Source organism: Candidatus Zixiibacteriota bacterium, assembly GCA_040753495.1.
Classification (GTDB): Bacteria; Zixibacteria; MSB-5A5; order GN15; family PGXB01; genus DYGG01.
The window spans coordinates 1-21,872 of the sequence record JBFMEF010000077.1; the positions used below are offsets into that span (position 1 = coordinate 1).

18 protein-coding genes are annotated in these 21,872 nt (G+C 49.7%); 1 reads left to right on the forward strand and 17 read right to left on the reverse strand.

Annotated elements, in window-relative coordinates:
* From AB1690_04935 to AB1690_04975, 9 genes are all read right to left on the reverse strand, one after another.
* On the reverse strand, positions 1–479 hold a 479-nt coding region (locus tag AB1690_04935; protein ID MEW6014646.1), incomplete at its 3' end, for a glycosyltransferase.
* Between the two features lie 68 nt (positions 480–547).
* A complete protein-coding gene (locus AB1690_04940; protein ID MEW6014647.1) occupies positions 548–1,747 on the reverse strand; it encodes a glycosyltransferase in 1,200 nt (399 codons plus the stop codon).
* Positions 1,748–1,810: 63 nt separating this feature from the next.
* Complete coding sequence (locus tag AB1690_04945) at positions 1,811–3,640, reverse strand: FlgD immunoglobulin-like domain containing protein (protein ID MEW6014648.1); 1,830 nt, start codon at positions 3,638–3,640, stop codon at positions 1,811–1,813.
* Between the two features lie 243 nt (positions 3,641–3,883).
* Positions 3,884–5,221, reverse strand: coding sequence for a hypothetical protein (locus tag AB1690_04950; GenBank protein MEW6014649.1), 1,338 nt, complete (start codon positions 5,219–5,221; stop codon positions 3,884–3,886).
* A 55-nt stretch (positions 5,222–5,276) separates the two neighbouring features.
* Positions 5,277–6,707 (reverse strand): O-antigen ligase family protein, encoded by a 1,431-nt coding sequence (locus AB1690_04955; GenBank protein ID MEW6014650.1) that lies wholly within the window; start codon positions 6,705–6,707, stop codon positions 5,277–5,279.
* 31 nt (positions 6,708–6,738) lie between these two features.
* Complete coding sequence (locus AB1690_04960; protein MEW6014651.1) at positions 6,739–8,079, reverse strand: glycosyltransferase; 1,341 nt, start codon at positions 8,077–8,079, stop codon at positions 6,739–6,741.
* A 71-nt stretch (positions 8,080–8,150) separates the two neighbouring features.
* The gene (locus tag AB1690_04965; protein MEW6014652.1) at positions 8,151–8,906 is read right to left on the reverse strand and encodes a GDSL-type esterase/lipase family protein; all 756 of its coding nucleotides are present in this window, start codon (positions 8,904–8,906) and stop codon (positions 8,151–8,153) included.
* Between the two features lie 60 nt (positions 8,907–8,966).
* Complete coding sequence (locus AB1690_04970) at positions 8,967–9,722, reverse strand: GDSL-type esterase/lipase family protein (protein ID MEW6014653.1); 756 nt, start codon at positions 9,720–9,722, stop codon at positions 8,967–8,969.
* A gap of 157 nt (positions 9,723–9,879) precedes the next feature.
* Positions 9,880–10,521 carry a dockerin type I domain-containing protein gene (locus tag AB1690_04975; GenBank protein ID MEW6014654.1) on the reverse strand — a complete coding sequence of 214 codons (642 nt, stop codon included), beginning with the start codon at positions 10,519–10,521 and terminating at the stop codon, positions 9,880–9,882.
* A 385-nt stretch (positions 10,522–10,906) separates the two neighbouring features.
* On the opposite strand from AB1690_04975, the gene AB1690_04980 reads away from it, so the two are divergent.
* The gene (locus AB1690_04980) at positions 10,907–12,766 is read left to right on the forward strand and encodes an asparagine synthase-related protein (protein MEW6014655.1); all 1,860 of its coding nucleotides are present in this window, start codon (positions 10,907–10,909) and stop codon (positions 12,764–12,766) included.
* Positions 12,767–12,812: 46 nt separating this feature from the next.
* Here the strand turns inward: AB1690_04980 and AB1690_04985 are convergent, their stop codons facing one another.
* The 8 genes from AB1690_04985 to rfbB all read right to left on the reverse strand — a co-directional run bounded on the left by AB1690_04985 (position 12,813) and on the right by rfbB (position 21,871).
* On the reverse strand, positions 12,813–14,753 hold the full coding sequence (locus tag AB1690_04985; GenBank protein MEW6014656.1) for a methylaspartate mutase subunit E: 1,941 nt from the start codon (positions 14,751–14,753) through the stop codon (positions 12,813–12,815).
* A gap of 9 nt (positions 14,754–14,762) precedes the next feature.
* Entirely contained in the window at positions 14,763–15,509 is a 747-nt protein-coding gene (locus AB1690_04990; protein ID MEW6014657.1) for an amino acid racemase, read from the reverse strand.
* 128 nt (positions 15,510–15,637) lie between these two features.
* Positions 15,638–17,014: a phenylacetate--CoA ligase family protein gene (locus AB1690_04995; protein ID MEW6014658.1), complete on the reverse strand. Its 1,377-nt coding sequence runs from the start codon at positions 17,012–17,014 to the stop codon at positions 15,638–15,640.
* 1 nt (position 17,015) lies between these two features.
* Positions 17,016–18,491 carry an oligosaccharide flippase family protein gene (locus AB1690_05000; protein MEW6014659.1) on the reverse strand — a complete coding sequence of 492 codons (1,476 nt, stop codon included), beginning with the start codon at positions 18,489–18,491 and terminating at the stop codon, positions 17,016–17,018.
* 127 nt (positions 18,492–18,618) lie between these two features.
* On the reverse strand, positions 18,619–19,089 hold the full coding sequence (locus AB1690_05005; protein ID MEW6014660.1) for a dTDP-4-dehydrorhamnose 3,5-epimerase family protein: 471 nt from the start codon (positions 19,087–19,089) through the stop codon (positions 18,619–18,621).
* Positions 19,073–19,978, reverse strand: a complete 906-nt coding sequence (rfbD, locus tag AB1690_05010; protein MEW6014661.1) for a dTDP-4-dehydrorhamnose reductase — start codon at positions 19,976–19,978, stop codon at positions 19,073–19,075. The genes AB1690_05005 and rfbD overlap by 17 nt, the downstream gene beginning before the upstream one ends.
* Positions 19,968–20,855 (reverse strand): glucose-1-phosphate thymidylyltransferase RfbA, encoded by an 888-nt coding sequence (gene rfbA / locus AB1690_05015; GenBank protein MEW6014662.1) that lies wholly within the window; start codon positions 20,853–20,855, stop codon positions 19,968–19,970. Before rfbA ends, rfbD begins: the two co-directional genes overlap by 11 nt.
* Positions 20,856–20,863: 8 nt before the next feature.
* Positions 20,864–21,871: a dTDP-glucose 4,6-dehydratase gene (rfbB, locus tag AB1690_05020; GenBank protein ID MEW6014663.1), complete on the reverse strand. Its 1,008-nt coding sequence runs from the start codon at positions 21,869–21,871 to the stop codon at positions 20,864–20,866.
* Between the last annotated feature and the right edge of the window lies 1 nt (position 21,872).

Below are 21,872 nucleotides of genomic sequence, written 5' to 3' on the forward strand. Positions count from 1 at the left end.
TTCTCGCCTTCGATTCTCTTCAGGTTGCCAACATCAATGGAGTTGTGAACGACACTCATTTTGTCGGGCGGAATCAAGAGTCGCCGAAGCCTCTCCCGCTGCGCTTCCGAGACCGCTACGATATGGTCGGCAAAGCGAACGAAAAACTTCTCCAGCATTGTGTAAACCTGCACCCGCAGGGTGTCGCTGGTCCATCCTCTTGAAAATGCAATCCAGCGCACTTTCCCCTGCTTTCTTAACTTCCCTGTCGCCCAGTAGGAAAGGATATGCGACCGGTAATCATGAGTGCAGATGAGTTCTATCCCACTTTCGATAATATATTGGCGAATCTGCCTCAAAGCTCCAAAATCGTACGCACTTTTGACCCTGAAGAGGCATGTCTCAATCCCCTCGGTTGAGGCAATCTCCAGGAACTCCGGCCGTTCACCCTGCTCCGAGTAGGAAGCAAGTATGATTTCGTATTCTGTCCCTTTAGCCATTCGGGCATGCCAATGAAGTTGGCGTTCCGGACCGCCATAGAAGTTTGAGGCTCTCAGGTGGCAAATTCTCACGATTTCCCCGCAAGCCGGCTCAGGAAATTGTCCAAGGCAGCCGCTATCCGGTCCCAACCGTACCCTCTCTCCACCAATTCCCTCCCGGCGTTCCCTAATTTCTGTCCCAGATTTCGATTCGTTATAAGTTTTTTGACCTGGGCGGCGAAAGTTTCCGGATTGTCTCCAATCAAGATATTGACGTCCGGGGCAACCGCAATCCCCTCAGCGCCGACCGAAGTCGAGACTATGGCTTTTTTCATTGCCATCGCTTCCAGGATTTTTAATCGCGTCCCTCCTCCGATTCGAAGCGGAACGATATAAACAGCCGCTTTCCGCACAAAGGGACGAACATCATCCACCCTGCCGACTATCTCAATACCGGCGATATCCCCTAACTTGAGAATCGCCGGCGGCGGGTCCTGTCCTACAAAGGTCGCTTGCGCGTCTTTTATATCTTTCTTGATAAGAGGAAATATTTCTCGAACAAAGTATTGAATGGCATCCTGATTGGGCCGCCAGTTCATTGACCCGACAAATATCATGCTTGAACTGGCCGTTTCCTCATCTTCGCTGCTGAAATAATCGAGGTCAACACCGTTGGGGATTACTTCGACCGTCAAATCCTTCCCATACCGAACAATCTCCTCCGCCTCGACCGGGGATACGGCCGTCACGGCATCAACACTGGCGAAGGACTCAATTTCGAATCGCCGCACCTTCTTCAGCTGTTTTCCTATATACCATTTCTTCAGAAGATTGCTTTCATTCCGAAAATAACGTTCCCATATCCGATGCTCCAGGTTATGAGCGACAATAACCTTCCTCGCCTCTTTGACCTCGTTGAGATATACCGCATACGGCGTCCATTCCGCAATTACAATATCAAAGCGAATCTGTTTCAGGCAGTCGGACAATTTGTCCGCAAACAATGATGAATAATGACTCGAGACAATATACGGGTATCGGGAAAAGAGATTTAGCAAGAGCCGAAAGTAGAAGAGAACTCCCGATTTCGGAGGAATCTGCCGCTCTACCGCCAGGGGAGTAATTCCGGCTTGCGTCAGTGCCTTGATTCCGACAGAGCCCTTGATTCCATAGGCGAGATAATAGACCTGATGTTTTTTCGCCAGCCGTGCCACCAGATTGAATGTCCTAATCCTCTTTCCAGTATTGAGAGGGAAAGGAAATTCTTCATCCAGTATTAGAATTTTCATTGTTTAGATGTTCAGATAAAATTGGAGTGAGGCTGCTCCCGGTCCCGGACCTGCTCGGTCCCGCTATCGGAGAAGCAGGAGCTTTTTTGAATCCAACCAGTTGTCGGCGCGCAAGCGGCAGAGGTATACGCCCGTAGCGACTTCCAAGCCACGGGCATCTCTTCCATCCCAGATGACAGTATGACTCCCCATCTGCTGGCGGCCATCCACTAACTCACTGATTTCATGCCCCAGAATGTCATAAATTGACAAGGTGACGTTTGAGTTTGACGCCAGGAAATAATCTATGCGGGTGGCGCTGTTAAAGGGATTGGGGTGATTCCCGAGCAGTTGATGGCTCCGGGGAAGCATCTCCTCGTCATCGCTGACATCCAGCGCTATATCGATATATGCGACATTGGAAAGTGGCGAGACATTGCTGGCTTCGTCATAAGATTTTATTGCCGAAAAGTAGGTCTCGCCCGGGGTGAGACCGCTTATGACACAAGAGGCGGTTTGCCCGGCCGGAACCGGTGAGGGCGGATTGGGGTAAGTGATAGCGCTTAACCAGTTGGTTTCGCTGATTGGGACGGTAGCATATTTCACTTCCCACCGGCTGACCGTTCCACTCGCTCCATCATCTCCCGGCGCGGTCCAACTAAGACGCATCTGTCCCAGACCGGGCCCCGGAGCGGCGCCAAGGTCATTAATGCGACCGGGGGGGGTAACATCGCCGCCTTCCTGAAATGTAATTTTGACCAAGTCAGCATAATGGTAAGAGCCGGAATCCATCGGATACATGGCATAGCAGACATCACCATGCGAAGCCGGGACGATTTGCGCCGTGGTTACCTTCCAGACATAGTTTCCTCGGGACACCCTGGTGGGAGCCGACCAGTTCCAGGTGTTGGTGTCGAAATAACGCATATAAATGGTCCAGGCGTCATCGTTATTCTGGTCGTTCTTGGAGTAAAACAGCACTAAACGCCGCGAGGCCTCAATGTAGGTCAAGGCGGTATAAGGCGGCAAGCTCTGGTCGATAGTGGAGGTCTGGAACGCCGGGCCTTCAGTCCACTGTGAAGCGTTCTTACTGCGATATGCCCAGATCACCGAATCGCCGGTATTTTTATCAATGGTTCCGATAAGGAATCTGATGGTGTCCTGCAGTACGTTTCCGGCAAAGCCGCGATACATGGAGCGGTTAAATACCCGCCCGTCGTTTATCCAGCGGCGATTGGCTCTGTCCCAGGTGTACCAGCCGATAGAATTGTCGGCGGAATCAATAAATGCGGCGACGGTATTGTTGTAATACAGCCCTCCAATGCGGCATCGCCCAGTCCCTTCACGATTTACCAGATAAGAGCTGGGACCCCAGGTTTGACCTTTGTTGGTAGAAATCCAGTAGAGGACAGCGTTATTGTCGTCGTGACCGCGGGTAATGGCAATCGCGGTGTCGGAACCGGGTAGACGCAGCACCGAAGCAATATATAATTCCGACTCCGGCAGTCCCCAACTATGCGTGAATAACTGGGTGAGAGAATCCCCCCGCATGGCAAAGGCATACATCCGGCTGTCGTTGCTGCGTCCCTGATAAATGGTATCGTTATGCACGCTGATATGGGAATGGTCCAGGTCCGAAAGCGCCCCCATATGTGTGCTTACCCAGCGCACCGAGCTGTCGAGGTTGAACGTAACACGGAACGCCTCGCCATCGGGAAAGCCCATCGTATATAAGGCGACATGCCCGGGAGCGGAGAGTGGGGCAATCTGAAAACGGGGAATCGCCAGGGGATTAAAAATATCTGAGGTACTGCTATCGATGGTATAATGCTTGACCGTGATGGCAGGCGCCGCCAAGGCGACACTACTTGCCAGCGCGGTCGCCAGAAAGACAAGAGCTAATTTTCTATTCATATTAATATCCCAATACTTATATAGAACCAGTGAGCTTAACTGCCGCTATCAAAAGATGGCAGCCTGCGGGCAGTTTCGTGTATAATTGCCCTTTATACCATTTTTCGACCGATGCTATCCCGATATTTATCTAATACCGACAAAGCCTTGTTCAATTTTTAAGCAATTTTAGACTGTAAGACAAGTACAAACTGTGCCGGGTTCCCCAAAATCTGCGCCACTGCGGTAAGTAATTATGCAGTCTCAGGTTCGCGTAGAAGCAATTTTCGATACAACATACCTCATCTTCCCCGATTTTTCCCTCGGAATCTCCCTGACAACTTCAATATCGACTCTTATACGGTCGCCCAGTATCAACGCCATTTTATTTCTTATAAACTCAAATACCTTCTGATTTGGCTCCGGGCGGTCGGTTATTAAGACTTTAAAATCGGTCAGGCTCTCCTGAACTATCTGCATCTGCCCAATATGAATCTCGTGGTCAGTTGTCAGATGATATCCCAGAAGATTCCCTGACATTTTTACGCCGTCAGGTCTCAAAATATCATCAAATAGCCTTCCGATACCGGGACTCATCAGACTCAAATGACGTCCGCAACTGCAACTTCTGTCGAGAGGGACGCCGTAATCATTGATGCGATATCGTATCATCGGAAAGGCGAAATTGGTCAGGTCGGTTATCAGAATCTCCCCTTCCTCTCCCGGCGCCACCGCGCTGCCGTTGCGAACGAATTCCACATACGAGGTCTCCATGGCGATATGCAGTCCCTCATGGGCCGGGCATTCCGATGCCGTGTTCCCCACCTCCCGGGACCCGTACATGTCGAAGACACGACATTGAAACAGCTCTTCAAACAAGCGTCGCTGATTCTCAAACAGCGGCTCACCGGTGGAGAGAATTCCTTTCAGCTTGAGCGGTCTCAATTTACGCTCCATCAAAAACTGCGCGAAACCGTAAAGGGCATTGGGAAAGACTTTGAAATACGACGGTCGGAATCGTGTGACGTCATTATAGAACCGCATCATTATTTCCGGAGCAAATGTCCCCGAATAGTACATAACCTCCCGCTCCAGATACCGCCGTTTGAATCGTGTTTTCCAGCTTCCGGCGTCGTACAGGTCGACATGAGCGGGCCAGAAAAAAGCCATTTTGTCGCAGGGACGTCGCCCCATCCAGGATTCATGCCTCCAGGCTAAAGCCGCCTTTATATTATAACTGTCATAAGAACGGTGCAGAATCGCCTGCTGCCCGGTGGTGCCGCCGGTCAGCACTTCCTGCACTCTCGCGATATCATATTCAAGCGAGAGGATATCCAGACGATGCTCGAAGAGGTGATCGCGGGTGAGTATCGGCAGTCGCGCAAAATCATCAAAATTCTTAATCTCTTCCGGCTTTGCCCCGAGCCTGTCGAACAGGTTCCTGTAATACCTGCTGTTGCGGTAGCTGTAATCGAGAAGTTCTCTGATTTTTGACAATTGGTATTCAACCAGCATCTCTTTGGGCCAGTACTGACTTTTCTCAAGAAAGTCGTAATATCGCAGCGCCTCCTGTCGATTGTCTCGTTTAAGAAGGAAGGGCAAGACAAAAGTTCTTAGTCCGGCAGAGTATAGACCCATAGGAATACCGTGCGAAAGGTTAGATATGGCTTTCTATTTCAGAAGGATTATGTGGCCGTCCGGCGATGGCGCCGGCTTCTTTGGCGACTCTGAGATTGTCCACAATATGCTGCGATGCCGCGGTAATTCCGGCCAGGAAATACCAGGTATATCGATATGCCGAGTGCGCAAATAGCCCGGTAATCAGCAGAGAAATGGCCGAAACCACAATCCCCTTGCTGAGCGGAGAGAGTTCCTCGGCCGGTAATCCATATCTCCGGATATCCCGCACATTGCGCATATTCAATCGGAAAATATCTCGAAAGAACATGAAATAGACAATAATGCCAAACAGTCCCAGTTCGGCAATGACCTGAATATATAGACTATGAGGACTTAAAAAGATGCCAAAGTTCTCCATCCGCGCCGTGGCAAACGCCCCCGCTCCCACTCCGGCAATCGGCCTCAATGCAAAAAGCGCCAAACCATCCATCCAGGAATTGATTCGTCCCTGCGATGACTCATCCAGTTCGTCAGCAAAAATCGATCTATATCTCTCCTTGGTGGCATCGCCAAGGAATGACCAGCCGACAACAAGAATCATTAAAATGACAATCCCCATCGCCAGTTTCTTCTTGGAAAACCACCAGATACAGCCCAGTATCCCCACGAAACCGAGAAATCCGCCGCGCGAACCGGTGATAATCATAGTATAAACGAAAATACCGGTCATCACGACCATCAGAATCTTCTTCCAAACTTCCTTATACTGCACCATATAGAAGTAGGCAAAAGGAATCAGGGTATTCATGGTGATGGCGATACCGTTAAAATTATCCATAGTCGAGTTGCCGCCTGAGGCCCGGCTCAGGTCTCCCTTGACCACCGCCTGCCCCCCAAAATAGCCACGCATGATATCGACCGCCAGCTTGGCGTTAATGACCAGAAACAGCCAGATAAAGATTTCCATTCTTTTCTTGGTGTTCACCTGGAGAATTATCATCAGGTAAAAAACCCCCAATTTGACCATATCGATGATGGCATTCTTGGTGCAGTCCTTGCAGGACGAAAGAATAAACGAGGCCGCCATCGCCGCCAGTATCAGCAGGAAATCTATGTTCAAGCGACTGTCGGGAATGGTGAAGGTTCCATATTTATACTTATTCTTTATAAGAGTCAAAAAGGAAAGGGCCGCCCCTACCAGCAGTTCGGGCCGCACCTTTGCCAATGCCGGATAAGTCTCCCCGGGACGGAGCAGAAATACCAGAAGATAGACAATCAACCCGAAATAGTCGTACTTGAACATCAGGACAACACAGGTGATGCCGATAATTCCGACCACCAGCATCATTGGTTTGACAAAGGCGGTCAAAACCCCGAAAACGAGCGCCAGGAAGACCAACCCGGACCAGAGCAGGTGTCGGTTGGTAATCAACTGCCGGGCGCCGCTATTGAGATTTATTTCAGCCATCGGAAATCCTGATTGTCCATTCGATATTCAATTATTCGGCCAATTCAGTCGTTTGGGTTACTTTATCAAGCAATTGCGCCAGATTGCCCACCAGCTTTTCCCGGTCAAATTCTTCAATGTAGCGAAATCCTCTATTCCTGGAGGGATTATTCTCCCACTCCAATAATATACGATTCAGAATCTCGGCAAGTAGATTTTCATCTGGCTCAGTAAGGCACTCCCCAGCCTGGTAGCGTCTAATAATGGAGGTGGTTACTCCTTCCGGCGCCAGCGCCAGAATCTTAGCCCCCGACGCCAAGTATTCCAGAAGCTTTGCCGGGATAACGTTTTTACTTTCTTCATTAAATCCCAGAAGAAGAAGCAGATAGTCAGCCTGAAGCAGAAGCGGCACCAGCTCTTGGCGGGGCTTGAAGCCGTTAAACGATACTGTCTCTTGAAGATGCAACTGTTTCAGAAGCTCCGTATAATCATAATCATGATTTCCATAAAAATCGACCCGGATTTTGTCGGGCGCAATACCTTTCGCGGTCATCCAGCGGGAGAGGACTTTCAGGAAGAAGACCGGATTGAAATCGCCATAGAGAGAACCGCTGTACAGGAATCGGAGTTGCCTTCTATCCGACGGACGTATCTCTGGCAGTGATGAAAATTCTTTATAATCGAAGCCGTTAGTTATCGTCGTTATCTTCCCCCGCAGTCTTCCCTCAAGGTGAGGCTCCATCTGGCGGGAAAAGCCGGGCGAGGCGGTCGTTACTCCGACCGCATGCTTCAGGACAAATTTCTCCCAGAAGCGGTCATACTTTCGGAAAAGCGCCGGGTAATTCCGTTTGGCGTACGCATGATTCAGTGTCCAGAGGTCTCTGAAGTCAACTATATGAGGTTTTCCGGTAAGTCGCGATAGAATTGACGCAATGATATGTCCCGAAACCGGCGGCGACGATGAAACGATAATATCTATCTTCTCCCGCCGAACCGCTTTTAAGCCGGTCATTACCCCGAACGGCACCCAGAAAATATTGGAGTCAGGAACAGTCATAAGAAGCCGAATAAAACGCTTAATACGACGCCAGAGGCTCAGTTTAACATTTTTTGCCGGTTGCATCGAGTGCTCTTCCGGTTTGAATATCGGACGGCTGGAGGTCGCTACTTCCCGCCGGGCGAATGGCTCAAAAGTCCGCGAGCGGTAAATGATTGTCTCAGGAATCTGCTCGAGAGGTGAGGCATCCCAGGAACTGTTCACCCCGCCTTTGACCGTTAAGACGACCGGCTGCCACTGCCAGCGAGGCAGAAACTTGCAAAAATTGACTATCCTCTGGGCGCCCACTGCCGCCATGGGGGGAAAAGCGTAACAAACGAAGAGAACCCGTTTCATAGGACGCGGTTCTCCTCTGTCAAATCAGTGGGACGTATCTGAATAGCTGCCTCCCAGTTATTGATCGCGACTCAGTTAAGAGCCGGCGTCAACGCATTCGCCATCACCACACACCCTTTGTCGTTGGGATGAATCTGGTCGCGAGCAAGGCTATCCGGAAGAAACCCGTCATTGTCAGCCATGGCGCCATAGTAGTCAATTACCTGAAGTTTGTTCTTGCGGGCGTAATCCTTTATCCGGTTATTAAATTCGACAATCTTCGCCGTTACGCTGTAATTCTCGAATCTTTCGCCGGAGCGCGTAACCGGAATAACGGTTGCCAGCAACGGCTTGATGCCATGCGACTGCGCCATAAGTATCATCGCTTCATAAAGGTCCCAGTTTTCATCCAGGCTGTACTCAGGATAGAAATTCCCCGAACATAGTTTTAGTACCACTTGACCGGGTCCCAATTGAAGTACATCAGAATGAAAACGGGTCACCAGTTGATATCCGACCTGTGAGCCGATGCCTCTATTAATAACTTTCTTTCCGGGAAGAAACTTCTCCGGGTCGAAATACTTGGTAATCGACGCTCCGTACATCACTGTCATCTGTTTTCGCTCTTCCGGAGTGGTGGAGTTCAATAGCCGCTTATTGTCTTCGGCATAGACCGATAAACCGGGAAAGTCGGCTTTGGTCTCTTCGTATTTTTCTTTGAGGTCCTGATGATATCGCTGGAACATCTTCACTTCTTCTCGAAGTTTCAGCGCCTTGTAGAAGATATAGGCTCCAATAAGATTGCCTATAATCGAGACCACTAATATGACGACAACGATTGGTTTCATTTCAAGCTCCTTAAAAATCAAAATGCTTAAAAAACCCGCTGATGGCTATTATATGCCGGCTCAGTCGGCATGGTTCAAAATTTCCCTCAAAACACTGCCTGTCAACTCTGATATACGAGCGTAACCGGAATCATTTAGGATAATATGTCCGGCGCGGTATCGGTCGCTGAGAAATCTGGATGAATCGGCAACCGCGGCGCCATAATCGAGTAACCTTAACTTGTTGTCCTGACAATAATTAGAAAGCCAGTTGTTAAATAAAGCGATGCTGTCCATTATCATGTAATCATCACTTTCCTCCATCTCAAAATCGCTTCCGACAGGTATTATGGTGCTCAAAATCGGCTCAATTTTGTGATAGAGGGCAATATCCGCCAAAGTAATCAGATAGTCCTGCAGTTCCTCGATGCTGTTTTCCGGTCTGAAACTGTAAGAGCTGAATTCTATAACAACTGCCCGAGGGGCAAGTTCCACGACATCGGGCCGGAAACGAAGCAGGAACCCAGCCATCCTTTGACCGCTGATACCCCGATTAACGGCGTCTATCTCCGGGAAATACCGCTCCAGGTCCCATCCCGCTGTCACCTGAGTCCCCAAAAAGACCACCCGCCTCTCATTTGTGCCTTCTTCAAGCAACTGGCGATTGGCATGTGCGAAATTCTTCCTCCCCGAAAATTCTTCCACGACATAGGTATATTTGTAAAGAAATTCGTTGATATGCCTGCGGTATTCCAGCGCTTTTATCGCGGCGTAAACGGCAAAGAGGTTGCCCACAAGAGAAATGGCGAGGACTATTTTCAGATTTCTATGGCTCATGAGGATAGTGTTCCTTACTTCTGGTAATATCGTCAATCAGCGAAAAGATTTCATCAATGATAAAATCTTAAGTTATTACGATTATGTAAGATAAGGAATCTCCCCCAAAGATGAAATATAGAAAAACGGAACAACCGTCAATTCTTCTAATTGCCGGTCAGTCGCGGCAGACCGGTTTATCACCGTCTCGATACAGGTAACGCGTCAGATACGAGACATCCAGAATATTTACACTCAGAGAGCCATCAACATCACCGGCGACAGCCGGAATTGCCGCCGGACCATCTTTATAAATAAATGTTATAAGATAAGAGACATCGAGCATATTTACCACGCCGTTACCGTTGACATCCCCCGGCAGATAAGAGCAGTTAAAACTGTCCTGCACCATAACCATCGGGGAATTGGAAAGGGGGGACGCATTTCCGACTTCATCATAAGCCCAGATACAGAAATAGTATCTTTCGCCGTACGGCAATCCAGTCAACAGGATGGAATCGGTCCGACCGGCCGCCGAAGGTGTCGGTTCTCCAATAACCCGGATCCCCTGAATCCATTCCAACTCCGTATCAAGGGGACCTTTGGTGCGCAATTGGTAACGGAGTTCATAGCTGCTGGCTCTGCCGCTGTAGCCATCGTCACCCGGGGCAGTCCATTTTAGCAAGACTTCACCGGGATTCAGTAAGGTTGCCCCGCTTTCGTTGCTGCCGCCGGAAACAAGTTCCAGCGCTTCCCCTCCGGCAATATGCGGCAGGCAAAGAAATATCATCAATGCCGCAGGCAAGATTAATCTGCGCAAGTAAACCTCCTTGTATCGTCTAACTAAGCCCCAATTCAATCTTTAAGCGCCGACTCCCGGCCTCTAATAAATTGTGCATAACTCCGGCAAGTATGACTGCGCAAGTATCCCGCCGCCATCCCCATGATAACGGCGCTGTGAGGGTTGCCCGGATGCCCAAGGGCTCCAGGCTTAGCGAAATTATGATTCCGGACTTATTTTGTCAACGAAAATTTCCTATCGTACAAAACAAAATATTAAAAAGCGCAGATTTGAGCGTATTTAAATTCGCTGAACCGGAAGGGTGAACGGCTTGTTTGTTCAGTTGCGGAAAAGACTCGATAAATTTCCAATAATTTCTTAATCTAATGCCGCTTAACTCAAAGAATTCGATGAGGTAAATTATATGCCCGGTATATTTGGACTGATACGCAAGCGCGACACTAATCGCGAGGAGAACCGCTTCCTGCTGGAGGGGATGCTCTCGCGTTTGGCGCATAACAGCGATTACACCTCCGACCTGCACCTTGATGATTGGTTTGCCCTGGGGCAGATTTCGATCCCTTTCGCGGGGGAACAGAAATTAACTTACAACGGAGAATTGGATGCCGCCGCCGCTTTTTCCGGTTTCATATATGGTTGGAAGAATGTGAAAGCCGAATTGGCCGCTCCGACAAAACAAAAAGCGGCAAGATTGATTGAAATCTTTCGCCATTTCCCCGAAGCGCTTCCCGAGAAAATTGACGGCTCCTTCAATGTCGCCGTTTTTGACAACAAGAACCGGACTGCCGTTATCTGTAATGACCGCTTTGGCCATCGACAGCTCCACTATTTTGAAAATGAGAGATTTTTCTTTTTTTCCACGGAGATGAAGGCGTTTCTGGCATTTCCCGATTTTCCGCGGGAATTAGATATGAACTGCCTCGCCAATTTTTTTAACTACGGTTATCCCCTTGGAGATAAGACTTTTTTTAAGCATGTCAAGCATCTGCGCGGGGGGCATATCATCAGATTTGACCGCTCCCAGATCGGGTTCAAAAAATATTGGGATTATAGATATGGCGAAGAATCGACGCAAACGGTACCGGAGTTCGTGGATGAGATGGATTCGCTCTTTCGCGCCATAATCCATAAACGAATCGAGGGCGCCGAAGAGATTGCCATTCCGCTTTCCGGCGGTCTTGACTCCCGCTTTATATTGAGCCATACGATTCAGGCCGGAAAAGAGCCGCATGCCTTCACGCATGGAAAGAAAAACTGTCTGGACCATAAAGTGGCGCGCCAGGTGGCGCGGACGCTCAATTTGAAACATTACCGTTTTATCGAAATGCAGCCGCGCTGGCTGGCGGAATTTGCCGAGAGATTTGTTTTCTTGAGTGAGGGGATGAATAATACCGGTCCCGCCGGTCTGCTCGGAGTCAGCCGTGAGTATCACCTGCCGCCAAAATCAACGGCATTCCTCAACGGCATTTTCGGTGGACCGACAAATTTCGGCTCCCCCTATTTTAAGGCGCTGGATATTGTCCGCGATATATCATTCGATGAGAAACTTCAGAACCTTCGACGCTCCCTCTGGGGCGACCTGGTGGGTGATGAGCATTACGACATGTTCAGCGATAACGTAGCCGCTTTCTTTCGGGATGACTACCTTCCGGGAATCGCCGAAGAGTTCAAACGGCAGGAATCTGTGTCAGAGTGGTTCTGTAACCAGAAGGATGTATTTTTCATTAAGAATCGGCTGGGACGTCATATGAATCTGGTTGACTGCAACCGTTTTATCTGGCACGACCATTTTCCCTTAGCCGATGATACCCTGGTTGATTTCTTTATAAAGATTCCAGTTCGCCTGAAATTATCCCGCATCCTGATGACCGAGTACTTCAAGGCTAAACTCCCCGACCTGGCACGGGTCCCATATCAGGCCACCGGCGTTGACCTGTACAGCGTGCCCTCGCCCTGGAAACGAAAACTCCGCGGTTATATGGAGCGTTTTAAACATTATGGGGAACGGCTCAGCCAGGGGCGAATTCAGTTCTACAACATGCGAAATTACGCCCATTTCAGCCAATGGTACCGCGCTGACAAAAGAGTGCGCAACTATTTTGAAGAGATTCTGCTGGACGAAAAGACTTTCCGCCGCGGCTATTATCGCCGCGAAGGAATTGAGAGAATACTCGAGCGGCAACGGAAGGGCGCCAATGCCTTCTTCACCATTGCGGACCTTCTCGCCTTTGAATTATTCAACCGCCTTTTTGTTGACAGGTAGTTTGCGCAGATTTGGCGATGAGGCTGACCCGATGGCGGCCGCGATTCTAATTCAGGTATGTCCCATCCAGGGGCCAGCGGAGAAAATCATTCTTCCAGACACGGGTCAGGTCTTTCTCGATAATCTGAGACGGCCGGGTAAGACGCTCCCGTACCATCCGCTGATGAATCTTCCCGAGATGGAATTCCTTGGTGGCTGTATCAAAAGGCATCGCTTCCGGGTTGACAAACCGAATCGCCCCATCGCTGTCGCGGGCGGTGATTAAGCGGCTGCGATTATATATACTGGGTGAGAAGGGGATATCGAGTATTCCCTGCAGAAAAGCCCGCAGCGCGCCCCGGGCAACCGAACCCTGCCCCAGAAGCTCAATGGTTTCCATCACGCCGGCGACCTGCTTTTCCAGCATTTTCATTTCCAGTAAAACCTGCTCCCGGTTAAAGGGAGTGTCTTTGGCGGCTTTAATTCCGGCGTGGGTCAGACGAAGACCATCGGCATTGTCTTCTTTGGTCGGAATATGTATCGACTCTACCGGTGTCTTGGTGAGAAAACGGGTGGAACCGGCAAGCGTTCCAGTAATGGATGAATTGAAAATCAGGTCTCGCGCCTTATTGATATCGTTGGGGAAAGCCGCCATATACTGATGATAAACCGTCGAGACAGTGCAGTCACCGAAGCCATGTTTCGCCAGATAACGACGAGTCATCATATCGAGAATTCTGATAGCGGCAATATCCTGCGAGCGATTTCCCTGTTCAGCCAGACCGACGCTTATACATTTGACTCCCGATTTCGCCGAGAGAATCGCCTGAACGATATTAATCGCTATGGCAATTGACGGTTCAATCAGGCTGGTGGTCAGCGGTCCAAAATATTCGCGGTTTATTTTGATATTGTATTTCTGGTCATATAACGCCGCCAGTTTATCGACATATTTCCAGTATTTAAGGCAGGTCACCGGCGAAGTATGCTTGTCATAGGGGTACAGATAGCAGATAAAACCGCCTTCAACTGAAGTGGTGCCGCCGGCCAGGCCTATTTCATAGACCAGCCGATGGTCCGGTGAGCCGGCGCGAATCTGAAAGGGGGTTTCTATCGCCTGAAGAATCTCTTCCACGCCCCGGACACCGTGCACCGGAATCGGATAACCATTCAAAAAAGATGTCTTCCCTTTCTCAGTGCGCAGCACCCCTTCTTCCGCCTTATGATACATATTTTTCCGACTGGCGGCATCCAGCTGAATCGATGATATCTCCAGGCCGTTAGTGCGCAGATGTTTCAAAATGGCGATTTCGTCACTGGTATGCGAAACGCCGGTGCGCGGCTGCACCAGTGGCGCCCCCTGGCTGCTTTGGCGTCTGACAATCAATTCATGCAGGTTCTTGGCTTTATCCGAATGATTTTTTTTGACATCAGCCATCCATACCTGGCTTCCGGTATGCCAGGAATCAAGCACTTCTTTTCTCAGCAAATTGAATTCTTCATCAGTCAGCGGCTCATCGGTGACCGTCTCCAGAAGCGGGATATCCGGGATATTATTCTCCTCCCTGTCGCTGATTTCCCTGGGATGAATACCTTTATTGGTGAAATCTCGCAGCAGTTGCTCCATAATGGCGTTCCAGGAAAGAGGTTTGGGAGCGACAAAATCAAACCCCATCTTCAGATATCTTCTGACAACCGTCTCATTCCCTTCCTTGACCGATAGATTTCCCCCCAGGTACCATACCCGCGGCTGCGCCTGTCCGAGATTAAACGCCGCCAGTTTGGCGGGGAAATCATCCAGAAACATCTCCACATGGCCGTTCATGCAGGAGACAAATATGGCATCGTGATCGCCGGCAGCCCGGAAGAAATCATCCAGCTGATTGAGAATTCCCAGGTTCTTAACTCTAAAGCCTGCTTCTCTGAAGGCGAGCGTCAGAAGAGCCATCCCCACGGAATGGGAATCATCGCCGATACTTCCGATTAGCAGTCTGTACCCTTTAGCCATTTTGATTGCCTATTTTTGCTGATGAATCTGTGTCGCCACCGAATCTTTTCCCAGGCAGCGGCTGATAGCGCCGTTTATCAGGATATCAATGGAATCGACCAGCGGGACTCCAAAGTCGGTCGGTTTGAGAACCAGGGGAACTTCGGAGCATCCGCCGATAATAGCCTCGGCGCCGGCGTCGATTAACTTCCGGGCGCCTTGCAGAAAGCGCTCCCGCGGTTTGCCGGTTATATGTCCCGCTTTGATGCCCCATTCGCGGTAAATCGGCTCCATAAAATAGGTCTCCTGGTCCTGGTCATCAAAGACCAGCGGCTTGATACCGGCGGCGCGAAACTTGTCCTGAAAAAGAGACATCTTGATATTTCCGGTCGAAGCCAGAATGCCGACCGATTTAATCGATGGATGGACGGTTGCCACGAAGCGAACAGTTTCCGCTATTCCATCGATAATAACCGCCCGGGACTGTTTCTGTAACTCCGGAATGAAGTAATGCGACGTCATGCAAGCGATTACGATATAATCTGCCCCCATTTCATTGAGAATCTTTACGGAGCGATGCAACTCCGGCGCCGGGGTCGGTCCGCCATACAGAATTCCCTGAGTGCGGTCAGGAATTGCCGTGTTATTATGTATAAAGGTTTCGACATAATCCTGGTCAGTGGTCGCGGGAGTCAGCTCCACCAGTCGCTTGAAAAAATATGCCGCCGCCACCGAACCCATACCGCCGATTATTCCGAGCTTGCCTTTAGATATCATTTCTACTCCATTTAATTGGTATTATCAATATGCCTACATACGATACCAGAAGCCCGAATTATTGATATGCTTACCATATCCGGAATTCTACTACGGCTTACCCTTAACAATTCCGCCAGCCAATAGTTTCAGAACATTTCCGCCGGGTCAACTTTAGAGATACTGAAACGATACTTGCCGGAAGATTCTACCGGTATATTTTCGACAAACTCTATCTCATACTTTACGGAAGGACCGAAGAACCGGGGAATCTCTCTTTCAAAAAAGGCGAGAGAATTTTCGCCAAAACCATCGCCCCTGACAATCCGAAAGACCACGCGATTGACGGTCTCCTGAATCAGCTGCGCCTGGGCCACCCCGGGCGCATTGGCAATCAGATAGATGGTCAAGGATGCCCCCGATATCAGTTTCCCTTCGGGGGTAACCAGAAAATCAGTCATCCGTCCTGCCGCCATTTTCATTAGCGGCAGCCCCCTTCCGCAGGTGCAGACCTCCCCGGCCGGTATGCCGACATCTTCAATCTGGTATCTAATAAATGGCATTCCAGAATTGAGCAGGTCGGTAATGATTATTTTGCCGAGTTCGCCCGGCGCGACCGGTTTGCCGTCTTTGACAAATTCCACCATAAAGGCTTCCGCCCCGATATGTAATCCCTTGTGGGAACTGCACTCGGAGGCGATAACGCTGGTCTCCCGCGAGCCGTAACGGTCAAAAACCCGGCAGTCAAAGACTTTTTCGATTAGCGCCCGCTGCTGGGCTTCCAATACCTCGGCCGAAGTGATAATACTCCGGGGACGATGATGGTCTTGCGAGCCGGTCTCGTTGAGAAAGCGGGCGAAGAGATACATGGAGTTGGCATAGGCGATATAGACATCCGGTCGATATGCCTTCAGTTCCGCTTTGAATGACACCAGCTTCTCCCGGGTAATGCTTGACGTATCCAGTATGATTCGACGGTCCAACAGGAAATTGCGAATCTTGCTCTTCAATCCGGCCAATCCGGCAATATCTTCCCGATGTCCCCAGATTGCCGCCGTTTTCATCCCGATTTCCCAGCCGGCCCAGCGGTTATGACGGAAGGTTGCCGCCTTCCGGGAGAAGGAGCGCTCTTTATCCAGATAGAAATAGAGCGGGCGACCGGTAGAACCACCGGTTTTGTTCGGAATCAGGTCCGATTCCGCAAAATTCTGCGCCTTCATCTCTTCCTTGTGCTGCTGAATATCCTCCTTGGTCAGGACCGGGATTTTGAGAAGGTCATCCGCGCCTGAAAAATTATCCGGATGGAAACCGCACCGGTCAAATCGTTGCTTGTAAAAGGAGCAGTTCTGGTAGGCGTGCCGGAGAAGTTTTCTTAGCCGTTTCGCCTGAAGTTCTTTAAGTTCGGACGGAGAGAGATACTGTGTTTTCTCCATCTCCCGCAGATAACGCGGGGCGCTGCTTCCTTCGTACCACGACTGAAGCGGAAAAATCAGATGCCTGGCGATAGGTTGTAACAGGTCGGGCATATCAGCTGAATTTCAAACTCCTGGTCTTAATAATCTGTTTGAATCTCTTTATCTCTTCGGCATTAAAGAACCGGAGCAGATAGAGTAGCAGCGGGAAACTGAATCCCAGCGCCGCCTTGGTTCCGATATCGGCATAAAGGTTTCCGGTTTCAATAAAAGTCCCCGCAAAGTAGAGGGCGATAGAAGTGGCAAAGAGAACCGTGATTCGCAGCCATTCCATCTGAATCTTGTAGAAACGGTTAGAATAGTAATAGGTCATGGAGACCTTGAATATAAAGCAGATAAGGGTGGCGATAGCGGCGCCCCAGATGCTCCAGTACTTTATCATGATGAAATTCAGAATCAGATTCAGGATGCCGTTGGAAATGTTTACATAGGCGATATACTTGGTCGCTTTCTTCATCAGGATTCCGACATTGAAATGGTAATGGAAGGAAAATATGATATGAGCCAGGACTATGATAGGAACCACCTTATATGCCGATTGAAAAGCTGGCGCGGCCATGAAGTAGATTACTTCTTTGGAAAGAAGCGATATCAAGAGCCCCACAAAGAGGCTCACGGCGCAGAAATAAGTGAATATCCGGGCATATATCCGCTCATAACCTTCCTTGCCGAAATATTCCATCCGCCGCGGACTCCAAATCTGAATGAAAGGCGAGGTCACAAACTGATTTACCAGCGTTCCGAACTTATATCCGAGAGAGTACAACCCGGTGGCAGTCATATCGACATACTCTTTCACAAAGTACCGGTCGGAGGAATGAACGATATAGGCTGAAATATTAGATGGAATCAGAGGCATGCCAAATCGAATCATCTCTTTCATCAATCCAAAATTGAACTTGAGCCCCACCTTGCGTAAAATCAATATCCCCAGCACCAGCAGGGAAAGCAGCGTGACTATGAGAGTTGAGAGCAGTATGCCCATAACACCTAACTTAGCATAAACCACAAAATAGATGTTCAGCCCCAGTGTTGCCACGGTCGCGGAGACCTTGGCGGTCAGATACTGAACCGACTTTTGCTGCACCCGAATGTAAGCGAAGAAAATCGGAAGCACCATTCCAAATGCCAGGGAGCTAAGCGAGACCATAAAGAGATCGGTGTGTTCGCGTGAATCAAGTATCAGCTCCGCCAGATATCCGGAGAAAGGAATGATAGCGCCAATGACAAGGAGAATGAGGCCGCCGTATCCGACCATGGCGCTGCTGACAACTTTCTTTCGTTCCTCCTCCGTGGCGTAATCGAAATAGAATCTGTTGACGGCCGATTCCAACCCCAGTCCGACCACGAGTGAGATGACGCTTGACGTCATATAGAGAAGCTCCATGATGCCGTAATCGGCCGGGGTCAAGAAGCGGGTATAGACCGGAAGCATGAGAAAACTGACCGCCCGGTCGAGCACGCTGGAAAGCCCATAAACCGCCGAGTGCTTGGCGATTACTTTCGCTTCCGATGAAACCGAGGTCGCCATCAATTCACTCTTCCGAGCCAGAAGGCAACGCCCGGCATAAAGGAGATTATATTCCCGATTAAGTTCATATCGTTAAATTAGATATCGGTCGAAAACAGTTTCTGATAAGGACCCGGGCAAATCGTCTTCAGTCTTCAATCTTAAAGGCTGAATTGGGGTCGTCTTCGTGTCTTATCTCATCGACCGGCTCTTTCCTGCCAGAGCCGGCATAAAGCCGGTTGGGGGCATTGAATACTATCCCGTCGACATTGCCGATATTTTTGTAAGCATGCACAACTCCCGGAGGGATTAACACTGCCGCTTTATTCTCGGAGCCGACATCAACCGTAAAATGAACTCCATAGGTTTTTGAATTCGTCCTGTTGTCCCAGAGATAGAGACGGAAAGTCGAGGGGCCTAAGAAGCAGAAGTAGTCGGCCTGAGCGACATGCTCATGCGGTCCCCGCGCCACGCCGGGTCGGGTCGAGGAAATGTATGCCATCACCGGATGATATTCCAAACTCAGTTCATCGTTACGAAAGAGTTCCACCAGCCAGCCCCGACGGTCATCAAACTGCTTCAGTTCTTTAATAATGACTCCGTCAATCTGTGATTTCATTCAGAAGCCTCGCTCCATAACTATTCAAGAAATTTTCCAGAGATTTATCATAATGCGGCATAAGATTCAGTCCGAGTTTTTTTAAAGCGGCGTTTTCCAGCGATGAGTATCTGGGCCTTGGCGCCGGCCGCGGATATTCCTCGGTACTGCAGGGCGCCAGTCTGACCGGCATATTAAGAAGCCTGAAGATATCAGAGGCAAACTGATACCACGACACTGTTCCTTCAGATGAGGCATGATAGACCCCGGTCAAATCTTTTTCCAGGACAATCTGCGTCTGGCGAACCACATCCTCAGTCCAGGTGGGATTGCCGAACTGGTCATCGACAATTTTCAAAGGCGGCGGATTCTCACCGTTCTTGCGGGCATGAATCTGCTTCTTTCCCAATTTCATCATGGTCTTCACGAAATTTTTCCCATGATACCCATATACCCAGGCAATTCTCAAGATGGCATTATTCTCAATTGTTCGGGATACAGCCCTTTCACCTTCCCATTTGCTCTTCCCATAAATGGTCTGAGGCGCCGGGATATCGTCCTCGGTATAGGGAGTCGCGCTGAGACCATCAAAAACATAGTCAGTGGAATAGAGAATCATTTTGGCCTTGGCGGCGCGGCAGGCGCGCGCTACATTTTCGGCTCCGGCGCAGTTGACTGCCATCGCCAACTCCGGATTAGATTCGCACCCGTCAACATCGGTATAGGCAGCCGTATGAATGACAACATCCGGCGCCGCCTTTAGAATGAATATCTCCAGCCGGCGGCTATCCAGGATATCGATATCCTCTATGTCAATACCGCTGACCTGAAAGGAATTTTCAAGCATCCGGATTAAATCTCGCCCCAATTGGCCCCGGCAGCCGGTCACCAGAATTTTTCTATAAGCCATCAACTTCTCTGGTTACCTCGAGCAGGTATTTTTTGTAGTCATTTTCCGCCACCCTCTCCAGCAGCGCCACCATCTGCTGGCGGTTTATGAACCTCATCCGGTAGGCAATCTCCTCAAGGCAGGCGATTTTCTGCCCCTGGCGTTTCTCAATCGTCGAAATGAAATTGGCGGCATCGAGCATACTCTCATGCGTGCCGGTATCGAGCCAGGCTATGCCCCGGCCTAATTTCTCCACCCGCAACGACCCTCTTTCGAGATACGCTATATTGACATCGGTAATTTCCAGTTCTCCCCTGCCGGAAGGCTTGAGGTTACGGGCGATTTCGGCAACCCGGCTGTCATAAATATAGAGCCCGGTCACGGCGTAATTCGATTTGGGCTGTTTCGGCTTTTCTTCAATCGAGACCACCCTGCCGACCTCATCAAATTCTACCACGCCGTATCTCTGCGGGTCGCCAACATAGTATCCAAAGACCAATGCCCCGCCCTGAAACTGCCGGGCGTGCCGAAGAAAGTCATACACACCATAGAAGATATTATCGCCCAGAATCAGGACGACATTGTCGTCTCCAATGAACTCTTCTCCAATGATAAAGGCTTGCGCGATACCGGACGGTTTCTCTTGAATCTTGTAGGAGATATTTAAGCCAAGGTGATTTCCGTTCCCTAAGAGACTCTGAAACTGGGGGATATCTTTGGGGGTCGAAATCAGCAGAATCTCGGTTATGCCGAAAAGCATAAGGGTGGACAGCGGATAATAAATCATCGGTTTGTCATAGACCGGCAACAGTTGTTTGCAGGCGACCTGCGTCACCGGGTACAACCGGCTGCCGCTTCCGCCGGCAAGTATTATTCCTTTGCGAACTTCAGTTTGCATTGATTTCCCTAACGGTTTTGATACATCTTTTGATAGTACTGCAGATAATCCCCGCTGACACAGTCGTTCAGCCATTGCTCATTATCCAGATACCATTGCACTGTCTTCCTAATACCATCTTCAAAACTATACTGCGGTTTCCATCCCAGTTGCTTTTGAATGAAGGAGGCGTCGATAGCGTAGCGGCGGTCATGACCGGGGCGGTCTTTAACGAACGTAATCAACCTCTCTTTTGGCTCTCCCCCCACCAGACTGTCAAGAATCCGGCAGATGAGATGAACCAGGTCGATATTGCGGACTTCGTTAAGTCCCCCGATGTTGTAAGTCAAACCGGCTTTCCCTTTATGAAACACCAGGTCGATAGCCCGGCAATGGTCCTCCACATAAAGCCAGTCGCGAATATTGCCACCGTCACCATAAACCGGCAGCGGAATTCCCGCCAGGGCATTGCGAATCATCAAAGGTATCAATTTCTCCGGAAATTGATATGGACCATAATTATTTGAGCAATTGGTGGTGACGGCATCAATGCCGTAAGTCTTGTGATAAGCCCGCACCAGGTGGTCGCTGGCCGCTTTTGACGCCGAGTACGGGGAGTTGGGATTGTACGGTGTCGCCTCCGTGAAATACCCCTGCTCCTCCAGCGAACCGTAAACTTCATCGGTAGATACATGGTGGAACCGTATCGACATTCCTGCCGCCGCTCTTTCCCGAACCAGTTCCAGGAGATTGAATGTGCCTATCACATTTGTTTGGATAAAAGCGGCCGGTCCGGTGATGGAGCGGTCAACATGTGACTCCGCCGCCAGATGAATTATCCCGTCAATCTGGTATCGCTCAAAGGAGCGCTTAAGACTTTCAAAATCGCAGATATCGACCTTTTCAAAGCGATAATTGGGCAGATTCTCAATCGCCTTCAGATTAGTGAGATTGCCCGCATAAGTGAGGCAGTCCAGATTTACAAACTGGTATTGAGGGTACCGGGGCGCCAAATAGAGAAGCAGATTGCTCCCGATA

Bases quoted from the DNA above. Each gene is read 5' to 3' on its own strand.
- AB1690_05005 (MEW6014660.1), bottom strand. From the start codon at position 19,089: ATGAAATCACAGATTGACGGAGTCATTATTAAAGAACTGAAGCAGTTT.
- AB1690_04940 (MEW6014647.1), bottom strand. From the start codon at position 1,747: ATGAAAATTCTAATACTGGATGAAGAATTTCCTTTCCCTCTCAATACT.
- AB1690_04970 (MEW6014653.1), bottom strand. From the start codon at position 9,722: ATGAGCCATAGAAATCTGAAAATAGTCCTCGCCATTTCTCTTGTGGGC.
- AB1690_05000 (MEW6014659.1), bottom strand. From the start codon at position 18,491: ATGGCGACCTCGGTTTCATCGGAAGCGAAAGTAATCGCCAAGCACTCG.
- rfbD (MEW6014661.1), bottom strand. From the start codon at position 19,978: ATGGCTTATAGAAAAATTCTGGTGACCGGCTGCCGGGGCCAATTGGGG.
- AB1690_04985 (MEW6014656.1), bottom strand. From the start codon at position 14,753: ATGGCTAAAGGGTACAGACTGCTAATCGGAAGTATCGGCGATGATTCC.
- AB1690_04965 (MEW6014652.1), bottom strand. From the start codon at position 8,906: ATGAAACCAATCGTTGTCGTCATATTAGTGGTCTCGATTATAGGCAAT.
- AB1690_04990 (MEW6014657.1), bottom strand. From the start codon at position 15,509: ATGATATCTAAAGGCAAGCTCGGAATAATCGGCGGTATGGGTTCGGTG.
- AB1690_04960 (MEW6014651.1), bottom strand. From the start codon at position 8,079: ATGAAACGGGTTCTCTTCGTTTGTTACGCTTTTCCCCCCATGGCGGCA.
- AB1690_04945 (MEW6014648.1), bottom strand. From the start codon at position 3,640: ATGAATAGAAAATTAGCTCTTGTCTTTCTGGCGACCGCGCTGGCAAGT.
- AB1690_04995 (MEW6014658.1), bottom strand. From the start codon at position 17,014: ATGCCCGACCTGTTACAACCTATCGCCAGGCATCTGATTTTTCCGCTT.
- AB1690_04955 (MEW6014650.1), bottom strand. From the start codon at position 6,707: ATGGCTGAAATAAATCTCAATAGCGGCGCCCGGCAGTTGATTACCAAC.
- AB1690_04980 (MEW6014655.1), top strand. From the start codon at position 10,907: ATGCCCGGTATATTTGGACTGATACGCAAGCGCGACACTAATCGCGAG.
- rfbA (MEW6014662.1), bottom strand. From the start codon at position 20,855: ATGCAAACTGAAGTTCGCAAAGGAATAATACTTGCCGGCGGAAGCGGC.